Raw genomic sequence first — 19,604 nt, 5'->3', positions numbered from 1 at the left:
TAACCGGCCCACAAGGCCGCTCGGCGCACCAATTTCAGACGGGCCGAGTGGTCTTGACCTCCAGTTGGGCCTCGAGCTTCTCCTCGTACGCGCCCTCGTCCCGGCCGAGCGCGATGGTGGCGGCGGCCATCGCCCCGATTGCCACCGCGAGTACGACGGGCTCCCACCCGGTGATCGACAGGTGCTCCCCCAGCACCACGGAACCGAGGACGACGGCCACGACCGGCTCGAGCACCAGCATGGTCGGCACCGAGGTCTGCAGCGAGCCGGCGTGAAATGCCGACTGCTGCAACAGCGTCGCAACCACCCCGAGGGTCACCACGAGGTACAGGGCCGGCGTGGTCAGCACGGCGAGCACACCGTCGACTGCGATCGTGTGCATCACGATCTTGGTCAGTACGGCGACCACGCCGAACATCACGCCCACGGCCAGTGCCAACAGCACCGCGCGGCGCCAGTTGGTGCTCCGCGTGGCGGCCAGGACACACAGGCCGACGGCCGCGGCGCACACCACGACGACGGTGACCGTGGTGGCCACCGACACCCCATAGGTTCCGGTGCTGGCCCTGGCCAGCGCCACGAACACGGTCAGCGCGCCGGTCAGCAGCAGGGCCCACAGCCATTCGGCGCGGCTGACCTTGCGGTGGGCCAGGCGGGCACTGAGCGGAAGCGCGAACAACAGTGCCGAAACCAGCACCGGTTGGACAAGGAGCAGCGAGCCGAATCCGAGTGCCAGCGCCTGGAACACGTACCCGGCCACCGCCGATGCGGTCCCGGCCCACCACAGCCTGCGGCGCAGCAGGGTCCGCAGCATGACGGTGCTGACGCCCTTTTCGGGCGGAACGTCCATGGTGGCGCGCTGCCGCACCACAATGCCGACAGCCGCGAAAACCGCTGCGCACAGGGCGAACAGCACCGCAAGACTGTTGCCGAGCAAGCCTCGTCAACCCCTCCCGGGCCGATGTGTCGACCTCTCGAGAAGAGAAGGCCAGTGCCCTTCAACCGTAGAGCGCGGACGCGCTGCGCGCTGCTCCGGGCTAGACGACCTGCAGATGCCGCTTCGGGGGCTCGTCGGCAGAGTCTGTGGGAGCGGTCGGCGGGGCGGGAGCGATCTTGTCGTTGACGCTGGCCACGGCCAGGTCGACGCGGTTCACCGCGTTGTCGCACATGTCGCGGACCCGGCCGCTGGCGGTCTCGACCTCGTCGGCGGCACTACGCAGGTAGGCCCTGAGATTGATCCGGAGCCGCTCACCGGCCCGGCGTGCCCGCAGCCGTACCCGGTCGTCGACCTCGACGGTCACGTAGGGCAACAACCGAAACCTCATGACAGAAACCTCATAGCCGCGCTCCCATCTCCGCTTGCCTTGGCACACAGTAACCGCGCCCGGCCGGTGTTCGAGCCAGACGTGATCGGCGCCGCATTCCGCCAGTTTATGGCGGGTAGATCACTTCGTCAGCTAGCTTCCCGCGCCGTCCCAGTCGGTCAGGGTCCAGCCGTCGGTCGGATTGCCCTTGATGACGACGTATCCGGTGTTGTCGAGCGGGTGCTGCATCAGCAGCTGAGGATTGGGATTGCGGACGTTCATCTGCACCCACAACATGATCGCCGCGCCGTGCGAGTACGCGACCGGATCGTCGTCGCCGCTGTCGTAGATCTGCTGCACCGCCCCGTCGAACCGGGCGTCGAACTCGTTGCCGTCGATCGAGCCGGGGACCCGGGCGGTCCGGTCACCACGCAGCCACTGCTCGGGGGCGGTGAAGTACGTCTGGACCGCGCTCGCCTCGGGCTGGCCCTCGTAGATGCCTGCCTCGACTTCGTGGAGCCCGGGCAGCACGGTGATCGGCTCGTGCAGGGTGTCGGCCATCGGCTGTGCGGTCTGTTGGGTGCGGATCATGGTCGAGGCGAAGATGCCGTCATAGTGGTTCGGCGCCAGGCGTCCTGCGCTGGCGACGGCTTGCTGCCGGCCCAGGTCGGTCAGCGGCGGCCCCGGCGTGGAGCTGTCGATCAGGCCTGAGGCGTTCCCGGCCGACTGGGCGTGCCGGACGAAGGTCAGGGTGATGGAGCGGTAGCCGCCCGCCGCCGCGGCCGGCGCCAGCAGCGTGGCGAGGACAAGAACGATGGCGGCTGACAGCGGGAGTGCTCGTAGTTTTCGCACACCGGCCATAATTCACCCTCCGGCGTAGGTTCGTCAGGGTGACTACCACTCTCGATGACGCCCGCGTCGCGGACGCGCTGGACCGGATGTACGCCGCCTCCGACGAGCAGTTCAAGAAGATGCGCGAGGGCGGGTCGGGCCGGTTCGCCGATCTGTCCGGTGCCACTGCGCAGGAACGTGCGGACGCCCTCAGCGACATCTACATGCCGGTGACGCGGGAGGCCGGCCGGTTGCTCTATTCGCTGGTTCGGGCCACCAGGCCCGCGATCGTGGTCGAGTTCGGGATGTCGTTCGGTCTCTCGGCGCTACACCTGGCATCGGCGGTGCGCGACAACGGAACCGGGCGGGTCTTCACCACCGAGCTCAGTGCCGCGAAGATCGCCGCGGCCAAGCAGACCTTCGCCGAGAGCGGCCTCGACGACGTCATCACCGTGCTGGAGGGCGACGCGCTGGAGACGCTCAAGACGGTGACGGGTGACATCGGCTTCGTCTTGCTCGACGGCTGGAAGGAGCTCTATCTGCCGGTTCTCAAGCTCGTCGAGCCCCAGCTCGCCACGGGGGCACTGCTGGTCGCGGACAACACGTCGATGGCTGACACCCAGCCGTATCTGGACCACGTCCGCGAGCCCGCCAACGGGTACGTCAGCGTGAACTTCCTGGCCCGCGACAGCGACAGCATGGAGCTCAGCTGCCGCGCTTAGCCGGTTCGGCCGGGCTACGGTGCTGACATGGTGGATTTCGCGCTGCGGTCATGCGGGCTGCGCGGTCACGCCACGTTTGCCCCGGATGAACCGGAACTACGCGACCGGTTGCGCGTAGACACCCCTGTCGGCGAGGCGTGGCGTTGTCTGCGCTGCGAGACGTTCGTGGTCGGCCCTCCCCGAGGTCACGGGCCCGCCGACACCGCACCGGAGATCCCCCGCGGCCGGCTGCTGCGAGACCGCACCATCATGCGACTGCTCGCCACCGAGCGGGCGGTGCGCGGGATCGTGTTCACGCTGCTGGCAGTGGGCATCCTCAAGGTGCGCGCATCCCGCAGTGAGCTGCAGGACGCGTTCGAGAAGGACATTCCGCTGATGCGGCCGCTGGCCGACCAAATCGGTTGGAACATCGACGATTCCAAGATCGTGCGGCACATCGGCGAGGCGTTCACCTTGTCGTCGACCACCCTGCTGTGGATCGCCGTCGGTGTCGCCGCCTATGCCCTGGTCGAGTTCACCGAGGCCGCCGGCCTGTGGCTGATGAAGCGATGGGGCGAGTACTTCGCGGTGATCGCCACCGGCGTCTTCCTGCCGCTGGAAATCTACGAGCTCACCGAGAAGGTGACCGCCCTGCGTCTCGGCGCACTCGTGATCAACCTGGCCGCAGTGGTCTGGTTGCTCTGGAGCAAGAGGCTTTTCGGGATCAACGGTGGCGGCGAGGCGTACCGCACCGAGCATCACACCGAGAGCCTGCTCAGTGTCGAACGGGCCGGGTTGGCCACGCCTGATGCTCCTCACGCGAGCGGTTCCGATACGCCGACGGTGTCTGACCACAAAACTGGGTGAAGCACCGGGTGAACGAGCTGAGATTCTCGAACCCCACCGCCGTGGCGGTCGCCTGCACCGACTGATCGGGCCCGGCCAGCAATGCCATCGCCCGCAGCATCCGAGCATGCAGAAGATATGTCCGCCAAGAGATTCCGATCGTGTCGGCGAACAAGCGGCGCAGCGTCCGTTCGGACACCGCCACCGCCCGGCTGACGTCCTCGGCGGTCACCGAGGCGAGGTGTTCCTTGGTGTACGCCAACGCGGCAGCGACGATCGGATGATCGGTGGTCGGCAGGCTCAGCGGCGCTTCGTGATCGAGCGCCTCGACGACGAGGTTGGCCAACGTTCGGAAAAACGTGTCGGATGTGTCATCGCCATGGGCCCGGTCCACCGGCCAGCGCAACCCGTAGATCATCATCTCGCGGATCAGCGGGGACACGGCGATGATCCGAGCCCGGTCGCCGCCATCGGCGATCATCTCCGCATCGAACATCACCGCGACGGTCTTGACATCGGGGTTCATCACGGCCTGGTGTTGCAGGCCGGCGGGAATCCACGCGGCCTGCTGCGGCGGAAGGAGATAGTGCGCGGCGTCCGTCTCGACCTCGACCACACCGTGCAGCGCGTACTCGATCTGGTGCACCTCATGGGAGTGCCAGCCGGTGATCAGCCCGTCGCCTTGGTAGAGGTAGCTGCCGGCCAGCGCATGTCCGCCACGGCGCAGTTCGATGACCGGCCTCGACATGTTGGCCGGTTCAGTCAAACCTCTGTCCGAAAGTGCAGAGACGGTCACACCGTCCGAGGGTACTAGTTGATTTATGCAGACCGACGACCTGATCCTCATCAGCATCGACGACCACGTCGTCGAGCCTCCCGACATGTTCCTCAACCATGTCCCGGCGAAGTACAAGCCCGAGGCACCCATCGTCGTCACCGACGACAAGGGCGTCGATCAGTGGATGTACCAGGGCCGCCCGCAGGGTGTGTCCGGTCTCAACGCGGTGGTGTCCTGGCCTGCCGAGGAGTGGGGCCGTGATCCAGCCGGCTTCGCCGAGATGCGGCCGGGCGTCTACGACGTCCACGAGCGGGTCCGCGACATGGACCGCAACGGCATCCTGGCCTCGATGTGCTTCCCGACCTTCACCGGGTTCTCCGCGCGTCACCTCAACATGACCCGTGAGGACGTCACGCTGGTGATGGTGTCGGCCTACAACGACTGGCACATCGACGAGTGGGCCGGTTCGGCGCCCGGGCGCTTCATCCCGATCGCGATCCTGCCGACGTGGACTCCCGAGGGGATGTGCGCCGAGATCCGCCGCGTGGCCGCCAAGGGTTGCCGCGCGGTGACGATGCCCGAACTGCCCCACCTCGAGGGTCTGCCGAGCTACCACGACGAGGAGTACTGGGGCCCGGTGTTCCGCACCCTGTCGGAGGAGAACGTGGTGATGTGCCTGCACATCGGCACGGGCTTCGGGGCGATCAGCATGGCGCCCAACGCGCCGATCGACAACCTGATCATCCTTGCCACCCAGGTCTCGGCGATGTGCGCCCAGGACCTGCTGTGGGGACCGGCGATGCGCAACTACCCCGACCTCAAGTTCGCCTTCTCCGAGGGCGGAATCGGTTGGATTCCTTTCTATCTGGACCGCAGCGACCGCCACTACACCAACCAGAAGTGGCTGCGCCGCGACTTCGGCGACAAGCTGCCGTCAGACGTGTTCCGCGAGCACTCACTGGCCTGCTACGTCACCGACAAGACCTCACTCAAGCTGCGCCATGAGATCGGTATCGACAACATCGCGTGGGAGTGCGACTACCCGCACAGCGACTGCTTCTGGCCCGATGCCCCCGAGCAGGTGCTGGCCGAGCTGAATGCCGCCGGCGCAAGCGATTCCGACATCAACAAGATCACCTGGGAGAACTCGGCACGGTTCTTCGGCTGGGATCCGTTCGCGCTGACCCCGCGCGATCAGGCCACCGTCGGCGCACTGCGCGCCAAGGCCACTGACGTCGACACCTCGATCCGTCCGCGCGCGGAGTGGGCCCGCCTCTACGAGCAGAAGCAGCTCGCCAAGGCCTGAGTCGTTCGATCTGCCGTTGGCTCTGCGGTGAGGGCGCGAAAGTTCGAGTAACCCACGCCCTCACCGCAGACTCAACGTTTGGTGCTTCGGCGACCCCGCTCGGTGAGTGACAATGTGACCACTCACGCGAACGAGGGGTCGTCACGTGCCGTACACGGTGTCACAAGTGCTGGGGTCGAACCCTGAGTCCCTGCTGACCGCCTCCCTCGACGCACGAGCAGCTGCGCAGCGCGTCAATGCCCAGATCGAGAAGTCCAAGAGCGAGTTCGCTCAGCTGAAAAATGATTGGCTCGGCACGGCCGCCGACGCGGCCCAGAAGCAGGCCCGCGAGATGTTCGAGGATCAGACGGCTTACCGGGACAAGCTGTACGAGGTGGCGAAGCCGCTCGCTACCGGCGGCAAGGACCTTTCCGAGCTCCGCGGCAGCCTGAAGTCCGCAGTCGATTCGGCTGAGGACCTATGGGATGTCGCGGACAACGGTTCGGTGACGCCAGGCTTCTGGCTCCGTAGGCTGGCCGCCATGTCGAAGGTGACTGCGATGGTGATTGAGTCCAAGCGGATCACAGTCGAGTGCGACATCAAGTTGAAGCTCGCACAGTTCGAGGCCGCCGACCGCAACACCGCCTACAAGGTCCGCAAAATCGGATGGGACTTGACGTGACCGTGCCGCTGGGCGTGACCGTCGGGTCGCTGCGCGATACCTCCACGGGTTTGGAGAACCTATCGAGTGGGTTCTACAACGACGGCGCCGGCCCACAGCTAACTACCGCAGCCGGGTCCGTCGCGGGTTTGGATACCGGGTCCGCGTGCCGGGAAGTCGGGGATGCATTTCTGCGGCGGGCACAGGCACTCGGCGACGCAGCGTCGACGTTCGCAGGCAAATTGGATTCCGCAGCGTTCCTGTATGAACACGGGGACAGTGCCGCGGCCGGACGCATCGACTTCGACCCACCGGAAGAGGAAGAGGAACGCGTCGGCGACGACCCGGGCGAGCCAGGATACGACCCGGTCAACGAGTACTTGGACGCGTTGCATGACGCCGGCTTGCTCAGCGGCCCGTCAGACGGCTTCTACCGCGAGTGGTTGGCCAACGCCGCGAAAAACGATGTCCCACCAGAGGTGATCGTGGACATCGCCCGGCGTCACAACATCACGCCCCAGAGCTTCGACGTGCTCAAGGACCTGGAGCGGATCACCGACAACAACGGCACAGCGGATGTCAGCGACGACAAGACGCACTTTCTGCTGCCGAAGGGTGTCAGCGCTGAGGACGCCAAGAACGCAGCCCTGATGACATACATCCTCAATGCTGGAACTGGCTACGGCAGTTCAGATCCCAAGAACAGCAATCCGAGCGGTCCCGATGAAAACGACTTCGCCGAAACGCCGTACACAGCCGAAGAGGTACAGCGCATCATCGACAGGCAGAACACAAATGGATGGAGCTATGCGGCGGCCGAACACTTCACCGGGCGCCTCACCACTACACCGAATGGCATGTTGATGGGATTGGGCGGCAATTTGATCGAAGATCCGCTGAGCCAACAAGGCGGTTCCACGTACGGCGACGTCTTCGTGGTGAACATCGACAACCCCGAGGATCCTGCGGAACAACTCCGCACCATCATCAAGTCGGGACGTATGTGGTACGACGGCGACGATGGACCGTTCAGGGGCGCACTCGATCTTGATCGGATCTTGCATCACGAGGAGCGCCATTCCCAGCAGTGGGCTCAGCTCGGCTTCAAAAACTTTGTCGAACAGTACGGGCAGAAGATGCTGGAGGAGCCGGTTACCGGTAGCCGCAACCCATTCGAGGACAATGCCGGCGCCTCCGACGGTGGTTATCACGAATGATCTGCCGGACCCGCGCGGTACTCATCCTGCTCATGACTTGGATTGCCGTCTGCGGCTGTGACCCGCTGGGAAAGCCGTCGCTGGAACCGAGTTTCGGAGTTCGTGTGACGGACGGAAAACTCCGGATCTGGACTGGTTCGCTGTGTAACGGCACTACGGGTGTCGATCTCACTTTCGATATGTCCCAAGACAGCGAGGCGACGCTGCAACTCCGAACACCCGCGACTGCACTGAAGCAGACGTCCCAGGCTGCCGGCTCGGAACCCGCCCTTGGGCCAGACCCCGGCGTCGCAGTCGAGTACATCACGGTCGGCGGACCATACCCCGGCCTCGAGATCACAAAAGCACTGCCGCCCGATTTCGATTGGCACCGTATGACATCTCTCTTTGTCGGCATCGAGGGCCCACCCACCGCGTGGGGGACTACAACCGATCTCACGAAGGTGCTCGCCGAGTCCGCACAGCACCCCTCTGATGCCTACTGGTTCCAGGGCGTCGGTTGGCTGACTTCAACCGATGTCGTGGCCCAAAATGGCAAGACTTTCATGACGTTGTGCACGCCCGACCCGTCCTGACCACTTGCGCAAAGAAGATGAGGTCAGGCGCGGAGACTGGTGCCGATGGCCTTCGCATTCATCGATGTGAACGTCTCGGCAGCGGTCACAATGCTGATGGATTCGGCGGCATTGGGTCGAGACCAGTTGGGACACCAGGGCGGTTCCACCATCGGCGACATCTTTCTGGTCGACATCGACAACCCAGCTGATCCCGCTCAACAGCTCCGCGACGTCATCGGCCGGACAAGCTTGGTACAGCGAACAGCGTCCCCCATCGGGTTCGATGACCGATCTCGAGCCGTCGCTACCCCGGGCATTTGGCGCCCGCATCACGGCAGGGAAGCTTCAGATCTGGACCGGATCGCTGTGTATGCGCGTCAACACGATCAAGTTCCAGTTCGACTGGGACGAAGACGCCAGAGCAGAACTGGCTCTACAAACACCGGTCAAGTCGCTTCAGCTACATCCGCCACCAGGCCAAATCCAAGGCGGCATCGGGCCGCCGGAGTAGACGTCGAGCACCTCACCTTCGGTAGTCCGTATCCCGGCTTCAATGTCCTCAAACCTCTTCCCCCCGAGTTTGATTGGCGCAAGGCCAAGTCGCTGGGTGTCCTGACCGAGGTGTTCGAACAGTCCGCACATCACCCGGACGACACCTACTGGTTCCAGGGAGTCGGCTGGCTCAACCCGGCCGATGTCGCCGAGCACGACGGCAAAGACTTCCTGACCGTCTGCGCCCAGGTGAAATGAATTTCAAGCGTGCAGGGTGACGCCGCGGCCCTTGGCGTTCATCGAGGTGAAGGCCTCGGAGATCGCGATCTCACCAGCCGGAACGTGGGCCGCGACGACCGCCTGGGATTTGAATGCCACTGCGGCGGCACTCAAGCTGTGTCCGAATACGTGGTTCTGGTCCGGGGATTCACCCCAGACCAGAATCTCGGCACACCCGGCGGGAAGCTGTCGGCCGTCATCCGAGACCACCTGGGCATAGGCGTCGGGTCCCATGACCAGGACGCATTGCTCCTCGTCCGGTAGGCCCGGCGCTCCCCCCGCATCGACCAACTCGGCACCGAGGATCTGCACCGGCCGAACGTCGACCGCATCGGACAGCGCCACGCTGACCCGCCAACCACTCATCGTCCTGTCGACGATCAGTCCCCCGGCGTTGACAGCCAGTTCCGCGGCGTCCCGTGCCACCACGTGCATACGGTATCCGACTGCACCGCCGCCTTTTTCGCCCTTCATCGCAGTACTCGCACCGGGACGTGGGCCCATCCCGCGACGTTCTGCATACTCACTCGCTCGCAGCGGTCCCACGCCACCTCGTAGCGGGGCATGAAGTCCAGGAGCTTGTCCAGGGCGATGCTGCATTCCAATCTGGCCAGTGCAGCACCGAGGCAGCTGTGGATCCCGTATCCGAATCCGAGGTTCTGAGCCTCGGTCCGGTCTCGGTCGATGTCGAACACGTCGGGATCCGTCCAGGCATCGGGGTCACGGTTGGCCGAACCGCCGACCAGGAACACCGGCTTGCCCGCCGGAATCGTCACACCGTGCAGCTGGATCTCACGTTGCGAACGCCGAACGTTGTACTGGGCCGGAGCCTCGTACCGCAGCAGCTCTTCGATCGCGGCCGGTATCTTGCTGCGGTCCTCACGCAGACGCTGCCACTGTTCCGGGTGGCGGGCGAACATCACGGTGGCCGCACCGACCAGCTTGGTCACCGTCTCGGCCCCGGCACCGCCGAGAAGTGTGGCGAATCCCGCGATCTCGGAGTTGCGCAGGCGGGTCAGCTCGCCGTCCTCGCGTTCGATCTCGGCCGAGATCAGCCGGCTGATCATGTCGTCGCGCGGCTCGACCTGGCGCTGTTTGATCAGGTCGTAGTACAACAGCCAGGACTGGGACATCGCTTCGATCCCGGATTCCGACATCTCGATCTGGCCCGGCTCCCGGTGCAGCGAGGCATCGATCCACAGCCGTACCTGCTGGCGTGATTCCGGCGGGACCCCGAGCATGGTGGTGATGACCTCGACCGGGAAGTACGCCGAGAAGTCGGACACCACATCGAATTCCGCCGGATCGACAGCCGCGAGGTAGCGATCGATCTGCTGGGACACCATGTCCTGCAACGCGGTGATCGCCCTCGGGGTGAAGACCTTGTTCACCAGGCTGCGCATGTGCCGGTGCTCGGGCGGATCCAGCGAGATGATCATCTTCGCCGGTGCCTTCTGTCCTGTCCGGACCATGGCGAGGTCGACGCCGTACGCCGACGAGTACGTCTCGAAGTCCTTGAATGCGGCCGCCACGTCGACGTGCCGGGTCAGCGCGTAGAAGTCGTATTCGGCGCTGTAGTAGACCGGAGCTTCGGACCGCATGCGCCGATACGTCTCGTACGGACCGTTGAAGAAATCCGCCGAGAACGGGTCGAACACCACCTGCGCCGTCGTCAACATGGCCTCCCGCCGGAACACCCAACCCGCCCCGACATCATTGCGGGACGCCCAACTGTAATAGTTACAGTAGGTCTTTTTCAAGTATCCGATCGGCTAGTACCTCGGCTGGCGAGCTGGTGGCACCCCACTACGCCTGGTCAGCACCGGCCTTCGAGTTACCGCTGGAGTCACCTGGTCGGCGGTACCAGCGCGGTGAACTCGGCGCTCTGCGGCAGTAGCTGCACAAGGGTTGATCCGACCGCCCACATGGCAGGCGGATCGGCGATCTGCCATAGCGTCTCGCAGGTATTGGTGTCGACTGCCGTCAATGCCCCGTCACGTTCGAATCGACCGATCACCACCGTGCCGTCGGAGCCGACGAAGTCCATCGCACCCAGCGGTACCCCGGAACACGCCGAGACCTGGTCTCCAGTCGTCAGGTCGAACTTCTTCCACACCACGTCACGTCCGTGGACACCGAGATCGTGGTTGATGAAGAGGTGTTCGCCGATGAATCGGTCCGCTACGGCGTTCTCGGTCCTGACCACCGACATCGGAGTGCCGTGATTGTCGAGCACCAGCTGCGCATCGTCGAGGTTGATCGCCAACACCGGCAGCTCACCTTCGCCGGAGGGCACAGCCGATGCCCCCTTCGGTGGGCGATACTCGCCGACCTTGGTGCCCTTCTCGTCGTAGAACCCGAACACCTGGGAACCACGGCCGCGCCGCTCATCCACCATGAAGCCGCCGATGACCGGTTCGACTTGCCGGTCGACGTTTTCGGCCAGCACCGCCCCGTCGACGACAGAGAACACGGTCTCCGGACCGTCGGCATTCATGGTCGCCGCTACCGTTGCCGGTGGGTCGCCCGGGAATCGGCTTCGGTCGAACGTCGACAGCAGGTCACCGTCGCCCGCCACCGACCACGTCAGCTGTCCCTGGTCGCCGATACCGTGCGCTCCGACACCGGTTTCCAACGCGACCGCATAGTTGCCGACCTGCTTCACTTCAAGAGCTCGCGCGCCTTCCTGTTGTGGACGAAGTCCGGTCGGAACGTGCGCGATGATTGCACCTGCGTCACTGTCGACGACCCACACATCGTCGCGATCATCGCTCAACAGATCGTTGACACACACCAGCCGTCGCGGGCCGTTGAGAAAGCAGTCGGCGGATCGGGCATCGGGAATGTCCACCGGAGGAAAGAGCGTCGTACCGTTCGAGACATCGATGCCCAGCACCGCGGTCTTCCTCAGTCCCTTTGTGCGGACAAGATACTCGACAGTGAAGTAGGCGCGGTTGCCGTCGTTGCCGATGAATTCCGGGTTGATCCTGACCGGTTCGGAAAGGATCTTGTTGAGATCCACCCGCCACCCTGGTATCGGCTCCGATTGCAGCGACGGCAACAACACCTGACCTGGTACGCCGACCCGGCCGGGGTAACTGACCGGATCGAGTTCAACCGCGGACGGAAATGGGAGCCAACAGCCGCTGACGAGGCCTGCGATGCCGACGAGCGTCGCCGGCCACCACTTCCGACAGTGCCCACCGGATTCCGCCTCCGACCCACGCATGCGATACCCCCAAATCTCGTCTGCCTGGACACCGGTGACATTAGCAACGGTGCGACGCCGGCCCGGACATCAATTTGTGTTCAAGGGATAACGCACTCCGTCAGTGGGTGATCTGCCAGTCGGCGGCCTCGCGCTGCTGATTCCAGAACTCGTCAAAACGTCCGCGCGCAGCCAGCAGTTCGTCGATACTGCCGTCCTCGACGATCTTTCCGCCGTCGAGGAACAGCACCCGGTCCGCATGCCGGATGCTGGCCAGACGGTGCGCGACGATGACGCGGGTGCGCGACTTCTCATCAGCGGTCAGGGCATCGACCACGGCGGCCTCGTTCTCGGTGTCCAGCGCGCTGGTCGCCTCGTCCACCAGCAGCACCGGCGCCGGCTTGACCAGGGCACGCGCGATGCTGACCCGCTGACGTTCGCCACCCGACAGTGCCGTCCCGGCTTCACCGACCTTGGCACCGTCACCGTCGGGCAGCCGCGCAGTCAGCTCGTCCACACGGGCCAGTCGCGCCGCGGTGGCGAGCTGCCCGGCGTCGGCGTTCGGATCGCCGACCAGAATGTTCTCCCGGATCGTGCCGTCGAACAGATAGGGATGCTGGAACACCACACTTGTTGCCGCCCTGCGGGTTTCAGCGTCCATCTGGGCCGTGTCGACACCGTCGATCAGCACTCGCCCCGCGGTCGGCTGGTGCAGGCCCGCGATCAGCGAGAGGATCGTGCTCTTCCCCGAACCGGACGGGCCGACAATCGCGGTGGTACCGCCGGGCTCCAGGACGAAGCTGATGTCCTGCAGCACCGGGGTGGTTCCGTAGCCGAAACTCACGCCTTCGAATTCGATACGCGGTGCGGCGGTCGTGTCCAGCGTGGCGCTGCCGGTGGCCATGACGGGGGCATCGAGGACGGCCCGGATCCGGCCGAGGGAAGCCCGGGTGGTTTCGATCGCCGGGGCCAGCTCCGACAGCGAGGTGAACGGCTCGAGGTAGCGCGCAGCGACGACGATCATCGCGATCGCCTCGGGCACGCCGAGAGCGCCGCGCACCGTCAGAACCGTGGCCATGCCGGCCAGGATCAACAGTGCCAGTTGGCTGGCCAGGCTGAACAGCAACTGTCCGGGCACCTGCATGAGCAGCAGCCGCATGCTCGCGCCGTGCTGGGCAGCCAGGGCGTCGCCGACCATGCTGCGGGCCGGCTCCACCCGCCGGGCGGAGCGCAGCGCCTGCTGGGTGCGGGCGAACTCGATGATGCGTTCGGTGAATGCCCGGTTGGTCTCGTCGGCCACTGTGTCCGCCTTGCGGCTCAGCCGGCCCGAAGCCCAGAACGCACCGAGCAGGATCACGACACCGGCAAGCGCGGCCAACCCGAGCGGGACCGAAATGAACAGCAGCGCAATACCGATGGCTGCGGGCAGCAGAATCGCCCCGATCAACGGCGTCAGGAGGTTGACCACCATGCCGACCAGTTCGGGGCCGGTCGCCGCGATCGCCTGACGGGCGTTGGCGGTGTTCGCCCCGTTGTCACCCCCCAGCCAGTCCATCCGGATGCCGGGCAGCCGGTCGGCCACATCGTGTTGAGTGTTGTCGAGCAGGGCGAAGCCCAGATCGAATCCGAGCCGTGACGTTGCGGTGTCGATGATCCAGCCGATGACCGTGGCGGCGGTGAGCCAGCCCAGCCACGGTAGCGCGTCACGTGGCACATCGCTGAACAACGCTGCCACAAGGGGAATCAGCAGCACGGTGCCGGCCGCGCGGATCACCACCGAAACGAGGGTCAGCGTGGCGTAGACGCCGACCCGCCCGCGGCGGTCTGCCGGGATGAGAGCGATCAGGGTGCGGATCATCGTGCGGCCTCTCCTGCGGTGACGGCGTCGCCGGGATGCAGTGACTGACCGGTCTGCCAGAGCTGGTGGTAACGCCCACCCGCGGCGAGCAGTTCTTCATGGGTGCCGGTTTCGGCGATACGGCCGCCGTCGAGTACCACGATCTGATCGGCATGGGTGATGGTGTGCAACCGGTGCGCGATCACCAGCACGGTCCGGTCCTTGGTCAACCGATTGAGCGCCTGCTGCACAAGGTATTCCGATTCCGGATCGGCGAAGGCCGTCGCTTCGTCCAGGATCAGGACCGGGGTGTCGGCCAGGATGGCCCTGGCGATGGTCAGACGTTGCCGCTCACCGCCCGAGAGTGCCGACGACGCCCCGAGCACCGTCTGATATCCGTCGGGCAGGCGCAGGATCCGGTCGTGGATCTGGGCGTCGCGGGCGGCCTGCTCGATCCGGGTCTGGTCGGCTTCCGGATCGGCCAGCGCGATGTTCTCGGCAACGGTACCCGCCACCAGCTGGGTCTCTTGCAGCACGAACCCGACCCGACGGTACAGCTCGTCAGCCGGTAGGGACCGGATGTCCTTGCCGTCCAGCCGGATCGACCCCGTACCCACGTCATGGAACCGGGCCAGCAGCGCGGCCAGGGTGGACTTGCCCGAGCCCGAGGGACCGACGAGCGCGGTGACAGTGCCCGGACGTAAGGTCAGCGAGACATCCTGGATCACCGGCACGCTCGGCCGGTACCCGAAGGTCACCTCGTCGAACACCACTGCGGCCGCCGCACCCGCCTCGTCCGGTTGCTCGAGCAGCGCCAGGTCCGCCTCGTCGAGCGCGTTCTGGATGCGGCGGGCGGCCAGCATGCCGCCGCGGATTCCACCCAGCCCGTAGCCCACACCGAGCAGCCGGACGCCGAATGTGGTGCCCAACAACAGGAACGGCAGCAGATCGACGGGGTCCATCGAGCCGCCGATGATCATCGGGGTGCCGACGGCGGCGATCAGCCACAGGAACGTACCGGGCCTGGTGACCAGGTCCATCAGCGACTTCTTGCCGGTGAACGGGCGCTGCCAGCCGACCAGGAAGCCGATGTACTCGTCGAGGCGGCGACGGAAACTCGACGATGCCGCACCGCCGAACACCCGGACGACGGGCTGGCCCTCGAGGTAGGCGCCGGCCTCTCCACTCATCCGGTCGGCCCAGCGTTGCGCCTGGCCGATCTTGGCGCCGGACTGGATGGTCATCACCGACATCAGCACCAGATAGGTGAGCACCGGGATGAACAGCACCAGCGCCAAGCGCCAGTCGACGGTGAACAGGTAGACCAGCACGGCCACCGGAGCAACCACCGCCGCAACGGCATCCGGGATCGCGTGGGTGACCAGGTAGTGCAGTGACAGGGTGTCGTCCTGCACCAGCTGTTTGATCGATCCCGAACCCCGGGCGGTGAACCAGCCGAGCGGCAATCGGGCCATCTTGGTCAACAGCCGGGTCCGCAACTCACGTGCGAACTTCGCGTCGAGCCGGTGCAGCCACAAGGTCAGGCCGGCACCCAGCAGCGCGCCCAGACCCAACAGCCAGACCGCAGTCAAACCCAGTGTCCACAACCGGGATTCATCAGCACCGGACAACAGCAGCCGGGCCAACTCGACCAGCAGGACGAAGGGCGCCAGCTGGACCAGGGTGATGATCGCCTGCAACACACCCGACACGATCAGCGGGGTTTTCAGTGGGGCCAGCAGCCGTCCCGCACCCTGAGCGCGCCAGGTGCCGCGTGCGGGCGCAGCCGTGGCTGCGGCGGCAACAGGCTCGGCCACAACAGCTTCGGGGCCGGCGGTTACGGACTCGGCCTCAGGGCCGGGCTCGGCTTCGGTGCGATCGGTACCCATTGCCCGGCCCTCGGTCCAGTAGGCCTGGGCGTGCAGTTCTGATTTGGGGAAGCCGAACTCATCCTTCAGCCGCGCACGCAGATGTTTGAGCGAGCCGGCCTCCGGTGTCACCCAGCAGTACCAGTCCGACCAGTCCCTGGCCTCGATCGCGGCGGCCAGTGAGGTCGTGTCGTGGCGCTTGACCCAGTGCACCTGTAGCCGTGGGTGCTCGGCGATCGGGATCAGCAGGTCGTTCTCGTCGTGCTGTTCGAGATAGGCCTCGATCGGGATGTCGCGCGGCAGGGCGCCGATGATCCCGTTGATGGCGGGTATGGCCGCCGCGTCGCCGATCAGCAGGTAGCCGGCGGGCAGGTCGTCCGGCACGGTGAACCCCGTGGAGCCCAGGGCCATCACCGGGATCGTGTCGCCCGGCTTGGCAGCGCGCGCCCACTTCGACGCCGGTCCCGACGGCTCGTGCAGCACCACGTCCACCGCGAAATGTCCGGTGTCGGGATCCATTTCGGACATGGTGTAGCCGCGCTGGAATTCGGTCTTCGAGCCGTCGGGATCCGGAACCCAGAACCGCAGGTACGACGTCGGCTCGGCGATGGCGTCCTCGAACACCGTCGGCGACACCAGGCGCAGGCGCAGCATGTTCGGTGTCAGATAGGTCGTCTCGACCACGGTCGCCTGGTGATCACGCGCGCCGAAGCCGCGCATCATCACTCCCTGAAATCCGCGTGCCATCAGCGGTCCTCTCCCTGGGCGGTCAGATCCGCCACGATGTCGGTCATCGGCCTGCCGGGGGCCACGGACATCAGCAGTCCCCGGATCAGCGCGTTCATCAGAAGTTCCAGATACTGCGGGCCACTGAGTTGCATACCCGCCGTGTGCACCGGCCCGAGCGCCGCGTCACCGGCCAGTCGTTGGGCGGCGGCATCGCGTTCCACAACGAACTCGTCGCCGCCGCTGGCCTCGGCCTTGAGTTCGTGCTGGGCCGCGAGCCCGATCGCGAGCACGGCCACCGAACTGCTGAGCAGCGCTGCCCCCTCGGCCGTGTAGCCGCGCCTACCCAGTGCGGCGATCTCGTCGGTCAGCAGCTGGGCGCCGGCTTCCCCGCGCGGGAACAGCACCTGCATGTAGGTGGCCAGGCCCGGATTGTCCAGGGTGAACCGGTGCAGGCTGACCCCGAACGCCAGCAGATGGTCTTCGACGGAGCGGGTCGGATCGTCGACGAACTCCAGCTCGGCGAGCAGGCTCTCCCCGACCAGGCGCTCGAGTTCCCAGCGGCCGCTGATGTGGCGGTACAGCGCGGTCGCGGAGACCCCGAGTCGGGCCGCGACGGCATTGATGCTCAGGTTGCGCATGCCGAGCTCGCGACCGGCGGAGACGATGTCGGACACCGCGATCAGCGGCGGGCGCCCACCCACGCGCGCGGGGACACCGGTTCCGGCCACGACTACCTCCACAGGAAAGTTACCCCCACAAACTAAGGGTCACCTTAGTGCGCGTCAACCCCGCGCTTGCATAACAGAGCGATTGCTCTGTTATCGTGACCGAGTGCCCCGCCCTCGCGTCTACGATCCGGATTCGGTGCTCGACGCCGCCGAAGCCCTGGCCGTGCACTCGGGACCCGCCTCGGTGACCATCCGCGCGATCAGCGAGGCCGTCGGCGTTTCCAACGGCGCGCTGTATCACTCGTTCGGGTCCCGGGCCGGACTGCTCGGCCAGGTCTGGCTCCGGGCCGGGCGTCGGTTCCTGGCCCTGCAGCGTGAGCTGGTCACCGCGGCGCACCGCGGCGCCGACGCGATCGCCGCGGCCGCCTACGCGCCGGTGATATTCGCCGAACGACACCGAGCCTCCGCGCGATTGCTGCTGCAGGTCGGTCGCGACCAGGTGCTCGGCCATGATCTCCCCGCCGAGCTGGTCGAACAGATACGCGAGCTCGAAAGACAGCTGGTGGACTTGATGATCGAACTCTCGATGGCCACGTGGGACCGGCGCGACCGGGCCGCGGTGGACACCGTGACGACCTGCATCGTCGACCTACCGACCGCGATCCTGTTGCACCGCAACCGACTCGACGACCAGACTTCCCGCCACCACCTCAGTGCCGCCGTGGCGGCCGTGCTGGCGGTAGGACCCGCCCCCAACCCCAGAAGGAAGGAATCCCATGGCCACAAATCTTGATTACGACGGCGAGATCGCCATCCTCGACCTCGGCGACGACGAGAACCGGTTTTCCCCGGAATTCCTCGACGAAGTCGATGCGCAACTCGACGCGGTCCTCGCCAGGGGCGCACACGGCCTGGTGACGACCGCGGACAGCAAGTTCTATTCCAACGGTCTCGATCTGGATTGGCTTGGCGCCCACAGTGATCAGGGCGATTGGTATGTCGGCCGGGTACAGGGCCTGTTGGCCCGCATGCTGACCCTGCCCATTCCGACGGTCGCGGCCGTGGTCGGACACGCCTTCGGGGCGGGCGCGATGCTCGCCATCGCCCACGACTTTCGCGTGATGCGCGACGACCGCGGTTTCTTCTGCTTCCCCGAGGTGGACATCCGGATTCCGTTCACACCGGGCATGGCCGCACTGATCCAGGCCAAGCTGAGCCCGCAGGCCGCGGTCGCGTCGATGACCACGGGCCGGCGGTTCGGCGGCGTCGATGCCAAGGCGTACGGCCTGGTCGACGCCACGGCCACCGAGGGTTCGGTGACCATCACGGCCACCGAACTGCTGCGGCCGTTGGGCGCCAAGGACTCCGGCACCCTGGGTGCGATCAAGCAGGGCATGTTCGGCCCGGCGGTCCAGGCCCTGACCCGGGCCGGGCAGGCCGGCTAGACCGGGATGGCCGTGCCGGTCTCACGTTCGGCGAATTCGACGACGCGGGCGGCGATTTCGTAGTCGCACGCCACCGCGGAACGTCCGATCAGTACAGGACCGCCACGGAGCCCGAAACGGCCGTCCACCCCGACATAGCTTCCGGGCGGGATCGGTTCGCTCAGGCAGTACAGCGTGGGCGCCGCCCCCGCGTCGATGTCGTTGGCCAACACATCGGCCACCGCCTTGACGCCGCGCTGTACCGCGCTCATCAACGGTTTGTCGGAGACGTTCGGCAGATTGGACGCGACCCAGCCGGGATGCGTGAGTTGGGTGACCACCGGCGAATTCGCCGTACGCAAGCGGCGGTCGAGTTCGAGGCCCCACAACATGACGGCCAGCTTCGACCGGCCGTAGGCACCCATCACCGTCCACTTGTGGTGGCGCAGGTGCATGTCATCGAGGTGCAGCGTCGCGGACTTGTGCGCTTCGGAGCCGACGTTGACGATCTGCCTCCGGACCCTGCCGAACAACAGATTGGTCAACGCGAACGGTCCGAGCAGGTTGGTGCCGATGGTCGTCTCGAAACCGTCGACCGTGTCCGTGCGGTGCTGGCTCAGTGCCCCGGCGTTGTTGATCAGGATGTCGACGTCACCTTCGAGGCGCCCCGGAAAGGCTTGCACCGAGGACAGATCGGCGAGGTCGAGTTCGATCACCTCGGTGGACCCGCCGATCTCCGCCGCGCGTTCGGCGCCCAGCGCAGTGTTACGGACTGCGAGGACCACGTGCGCGCCTGCGCGCGCCAGCGCCCTGGTCGTACCGAGGCCCACCCCATTGGTCGCGCCGGTCACGATGATGCGGGTGCCGGTGAGGTCGCCGAGACGACTCGGCGTCCAATGTGTGGTCATGGCAGGGTGAT

General features: G+C 65.9%; 21 protein-coding genes. 10 read left to right on the top strand and 11 right to left on the bottom strand.

What is annotated here, in order from left to right; genetic code table 11:
• Window positions 1–34: 34 nt before the first annotated feature.
• The 3 genes from AC4ELH_RS13935 to AC4ELH_RS13925 form a co-directional block, all read right to left on the bottom strand.
• Window positions 35–937 (bottom strand): DMT family transporter, encoded by a 903-nt coding sequence (locus tag AC4ELH_RS13935; protein ID WP_064887426.1) that lies wholly within the window; start codon window positions 935–937, stop codon window positions 35–37.
• Window positions 938–1,037: 100 nt separating this feature from the next.
• Window positions 1,038–1,325 (bottom strand): hypothetical protein, encoded by a 288-nt coding sequence (locus AC4ELH_RS13930; RefSeq protein ID WP_055118876.1) that lies wholly within the window; start codon window positions 1,323–1,325, stop codon window positions 1,038–1,040.
• Window positions 1,326–1,457: 132 nt separating this feature from the next.
• Window positions 1,458–2,165, bottom strand: a complete 708-nt coding sequence (locus AC4ELH_RS13925; RefSeq protein ID WP_498884964.1) for a histidine phosphatase family protein — start codon at window positions 2,163–2,165, stop codon at window positions 1,458–1,460.
• A 29-nt stretch (window positions 2,166–2,194) separates the two neighbouring features.
• Between AC4ELH_RS13925 and AC4ELH_RS13920 the strand changes: the two genes are divergently transcribed.
• Window positions 2,195–2,857 carry an O-methyltransferase gene (locus AC4ELH_RS13920; protein WP_448444694.1) on the top strand — a complete coding sequence of 221 codons (663 nt, stop codon included), beginning with the start codon at window positions 2,195–2,197 and terminating at the stop codon, window positions 2,855–2,857.
• A gap of 27 nt (window positions 2,858–2,884) precedes the next feature.
• Entirely contained in the window at window positions 2,885–3,703 is an 819-nt protein-coding gene (locus AC4ELH_RS13915; RefSeq protein ID WP_463791762.1) for a DUF2127 domain-containing protein, read from the top strand.
• On the opposite strand, the gene AC4ELH_RS13910 is transcribed toward AC4ELH_RS13915, so the two are convergent.
• Window positions 3,612–4,478 (bottom strand): AraC family transcriptional regulator, encoded by an 867-nt coding sequence (locus AC4ELH_RS13910; protein WP_165609165.1) that lies wholly within the window; start codon window positions 4,476–4,478, stop codon window positions 3,612–3,614. The two genes, AC4ELH_RS13915 and AC4ELH_RS13910, sit on opposite strands and share 92 nt — an antisense overlap.
• Window positions 4,479–4,503: 25 nt before the next feature.
• Between AC4ELH_RS13910 and AC4ELH_RS13905 the strand changes: the two genes are divergently transcribed.
• From AC4ELH_RS13905 to AC4ELH_RS13880, 6 genes are all read left to right on the top strand, one after another.
• A complete protein-coding gene (locus AC4ELH_RS13905; RefSeq protein ID WP_064958549.1) occupies window positions 4,504–5,766 on the top strand; it encodes an amidohydrolase family protein in 1,263 nt (420 codons plus the stop codon).
• A 166-nt stretch (window positions 5,767–5,932) separates the two neighbouring features.
• Window positions 5,933–6,427, top strand: a complete 495-nt coding sequence (locus AC4ELH_RS13900; RefSeq protein WP_448444687.1) for a WXG100 family type VII secretion target — start codon at window positions 5,933–5,935, stop codon at window positions 6,425–6,427.
• Window positions 6,412–7,623: a WXG100 family type VII secretion target gene (locus AC4ELH_RS13895; RefSeq protein ID WP_448444685.1), complete on the top strand. Its 1,212-nt coding sequence runs from the start codon at window positions 6,412–6,414 to the stop codon at window positions 7,621–7,623. The genes AC4ELH_RS13900 and AC4ELH_RS13895 overlap by 16 nt, the downstream gene beginning before the upstream one ends.
• Window positions 7,624–7,727: 104 nt before the next feature.
• Window positions 7,728–8,198: a hypothetical protein gene (locus AC4ELH_RS13890; RefSeq protein ID WP_498884960.1), complete on the top strand. Its 471-nt coding sequence runs from the start codon at window positions 7,728–7,730 to the stop codon at window positions 8,196–8,198.
• 265 nt (window positions 8,199–8,463) lie between these two features.
• Window positions 8,464–8,691, top strand: coding sequence for a hypothetical protein (locus AC4ELH_RS13885; protein ID WP_498884959.1), 228 nt, complete (start codon window positions 8,464–8,466; stop codon window positions 8,689–8,691).
• A 110-nt stretch (window positions 8,692–8,801) separates the two neighbouring features.
• On the top strand, window positions 8,802–8,930 hold the full coding sequence (locus AC4ELH_RS13880) for a hypothetical protein (RefSeq protein ID WP_498884957.1): 129 nt from the start codon (window positions 8,802–8,804) through the stop codon (window positions 8,928–8,930).
• Between the two features lie 3 nt (window positions 8,931–8,933).
• Here AC4ELH_RS13880 and AC4ELH_RS13875 read toward each other — a convergent pair whose 3' ends face one another.
• The 6 genes from AC4ELH_RS13875 to AC4ELH_RS13850 all read right to left on the bottom strand — a co-directional run bounded on the left by AC4ELH_RS13875 (window position 8,934) and on the right by AC4ELH_RS13850 (window position 17,321).
• Window positions 8,934–9,380, bottom strand: a complete 447-nt coding sequence (locus tag AC4ELH_RS13875; protein ID WP_498884955.1) for a hypothetical protein — start codon at window positions 9,378–9,380, stop codon at window positions 8,934–8,936.
• Window positions 9,381–9,421: 41 nt separating this feature from the next.
• Entirely contained in the window at window positions 9,422–10,630 is a 1,209-nt protein-coding gene (locus AC4ELH_RS13870; RefSeq protein ID WP_498884953.1) for a cytochrome P450, read from the bottom strand.
• Between the two features lie 167 nt (window positions 10,631–10,797).
• Complete coding sequence (locus AC4ELH_RS13865; protein WP_498884952.1) at window positions 10,798–12,180, bottom strand: 9-bladed beta-propeller domain-containing protein; 1,383 nt, start codon at window positions 12,178–12,180, stop codon at window positions 10,798–10,800.
• 100 nt (window positions 12,181–12,280) lie between these two features.
• The gene (locus AC4ELH_RS13860) at window positions 12,281–14,017 is read right to left on the bottom strand and encodes an ABC transporter ATP-binding protein (protein WP_498884950.1); all 1,737 of its coding nucleotides are present in this window, start codon (window positions 14,015–14,017) and stop codon (window positions 12,281–12,283) included.
• Window positions 14,014–16,611 carry an ABC transporter ATP-binding protein/permease gene (locus AC4ELH_RS13855; RefSeq protein ID WP_498884948.1) on the bottom strand — a complete coding sequence of 866 codons (2,598 nt, stop codon included), beginning with the start codon at window positions 16,609–16,611 and terminating at the stop codon, window positions 14,014–14,016. Before AC4ELH_RS13855 ends, AC4ELH_RS13860 begins: the two co-directional genes overlap by 4 nt.
• Window positions 16,611–17,321, bottom strand: coding sequence for a TetR/AcrR family transcriptional regulator (locus AC4ELH_RS13850; RefSeq protein ID WP_498884946.1), 711 nt, complete (start codon window positions 17,319–17,321; stop codon window positions 16,611–16,613). Before AC4ELH_RS13850 ends, AC4ELH_RS13855 begins: the two co-directional genes overlap by 1 nt.
• A gap of 103 nt (window positions 17,322–17,424) precedes the next feature.
• Here AC4ELH_RS13850 and AC4ELH_RS13845 point away from each other — a divergent pair, with 103 nt between their 5' ends.
• Window positions 17,425–18,054, top strand: coding sequence for a TetR/AcrR family transcriptional regulator (locus AC4ELH_RS13845; protein WP_498884944.1), 630 nt, complete (start codon window positions 17,425–17,427; stop codon window positions 18,052–18,054).
• Complete coding sequence (locus AC4ELH_RS13840; protein WP_064887443.1) at window positions 18,038–18,706, top strand: enoyl-CoA hydratase-related protein; 669 nt, start codon at window positions 18,038–18,040, stop codon at window positions 18,704–18,706. The genes AC4ELH_RS13845 and AC4ELH_RS13840 overlap by 17 nt, the downstream gene beginning before the upstream one ends.
• On the opposite strand, the gene AC4ELH_RS13835 is transcribed toward AC4ELH_RS13840, so the two are convergent.
• The gene (locus tag AC4ELH_RS13835) at window positions 18,703–19,593 is read right to left on the bottom strand and encodes an SDR family NAD(P)-dependent oxidoreductase (RefSeq protein ID WP_064958589.1); all 891 of its coding nucleotides are present in this window, start codon (window positions 19,591–19,593) and stop codon (window positions 18,703–18,705) included. The genes AC4ELH_RS13840 and AC4ELH_RS13835 overlap by 4 nt on opposite strands.
• Window positions 19,594–19,604 lie beyond the last annotated feature (11 nt).

This window comes from Mycobacterium shunyiense (assembly GCF_058270075.1).
This window is presented reverse-complemented; position numbering and strand designations above follow the sequence as displayed.

What these genes read in the sequence shown, in the direction of transcription:
- AC4ELH_RS13930 (WP_055118876.1), bottom strand. Translation starts at nt 1,325, where the DNA reads ATGAGGTTTCGGTTGTTGCCCTACGTGACCGTCGAGGTCGACGACCGG.
- AC4ELH_RS13925 (WP_498884964.1), bottom strand. Translation starts at nt 2,165, where the DNA reads ATGGCCGGTGTGCGAAAACTACGAGCACTCCCGCTGTCAGCCGCCATC.
- AC4ELH_RS13915 (WP_463791762.1), top strand. Translation starts at nt 2,885, where the DNA reads ATGGTGGATTTCGCGCTGCGGTCATGCGGGCTGCGCGGTCACGCCACG.
- AC4ELH_RS13905 (WP_064958549.1), top strand. Translation starts at nt 4,504, where the DNA reads ATGCAGACCGACGACCTGATCCTCATCAGCATCGACGACCACGTCGTC.
- AC4ELH_RS13895 (WP_448444685.1), top strand. Translation starts at nt 6,412, where the DNA reads ATGGGACTTGACGTGACCGTGCCGCTGGGCGTGACCGTCGGGTCGCTG.
- AC4ELH_RS13885 (WP_498884959.1), top strand. Translation starts at nt 8,464, where the DNA reads ATGACCGATCTCGAGCCGTCGCTACCCCGGGCATTTGGCGCCCGCATC.
- AC4ELH_RS13870 (WP_498884953.1), bottom strand. Translation starts at nt 10,630, where the DNA reads ATGTTGACGACGGCGCAGGTGGTGTTCGACCCGTTCTCGGCGGATTTC.
- AC4ELH_RS13865 (WP_498884952.1), bottom strand. Translation starts at nt 12,180, where the DNA reads ATGCGTGGGTCGGAGGCGGAATCCGGTGGGCACTGTCGGAAGTGGTGG.
- AC4ELH_RS13860 (WP_498884950.1), bottom strand. Translation starts at nt 14,017, where the DNA reads ATGATCCGCACCCTGATCGCTCTCATCCCGGCAGACCGCCGCGGGCGG.
- AC4ELH_RS13855 (WP_498884948.1), bottom strand. Translation starts at nt 16,611, where the DNA reads ATGGCACGCGGATTTCAGGGAGTGATGATGCGCGGCTTCGGCGCGCGT.
- AC4ELH_RS13840 (WP_064887443.1), top strand. Translation starts at nt 18,038, where the DNA reads ATGGCCACAAATCTTGATTACGACGGCGAGATCGCCATCCTCGACCTC.
- AC4ELH_RS13835 (WP_064958589.1), bottom strand. Translation starts at nt 19,593, where the DNA reads ATGACCACACATTGGACGCCGAGTCGTCTCGGCGACCTCACCGGCACC.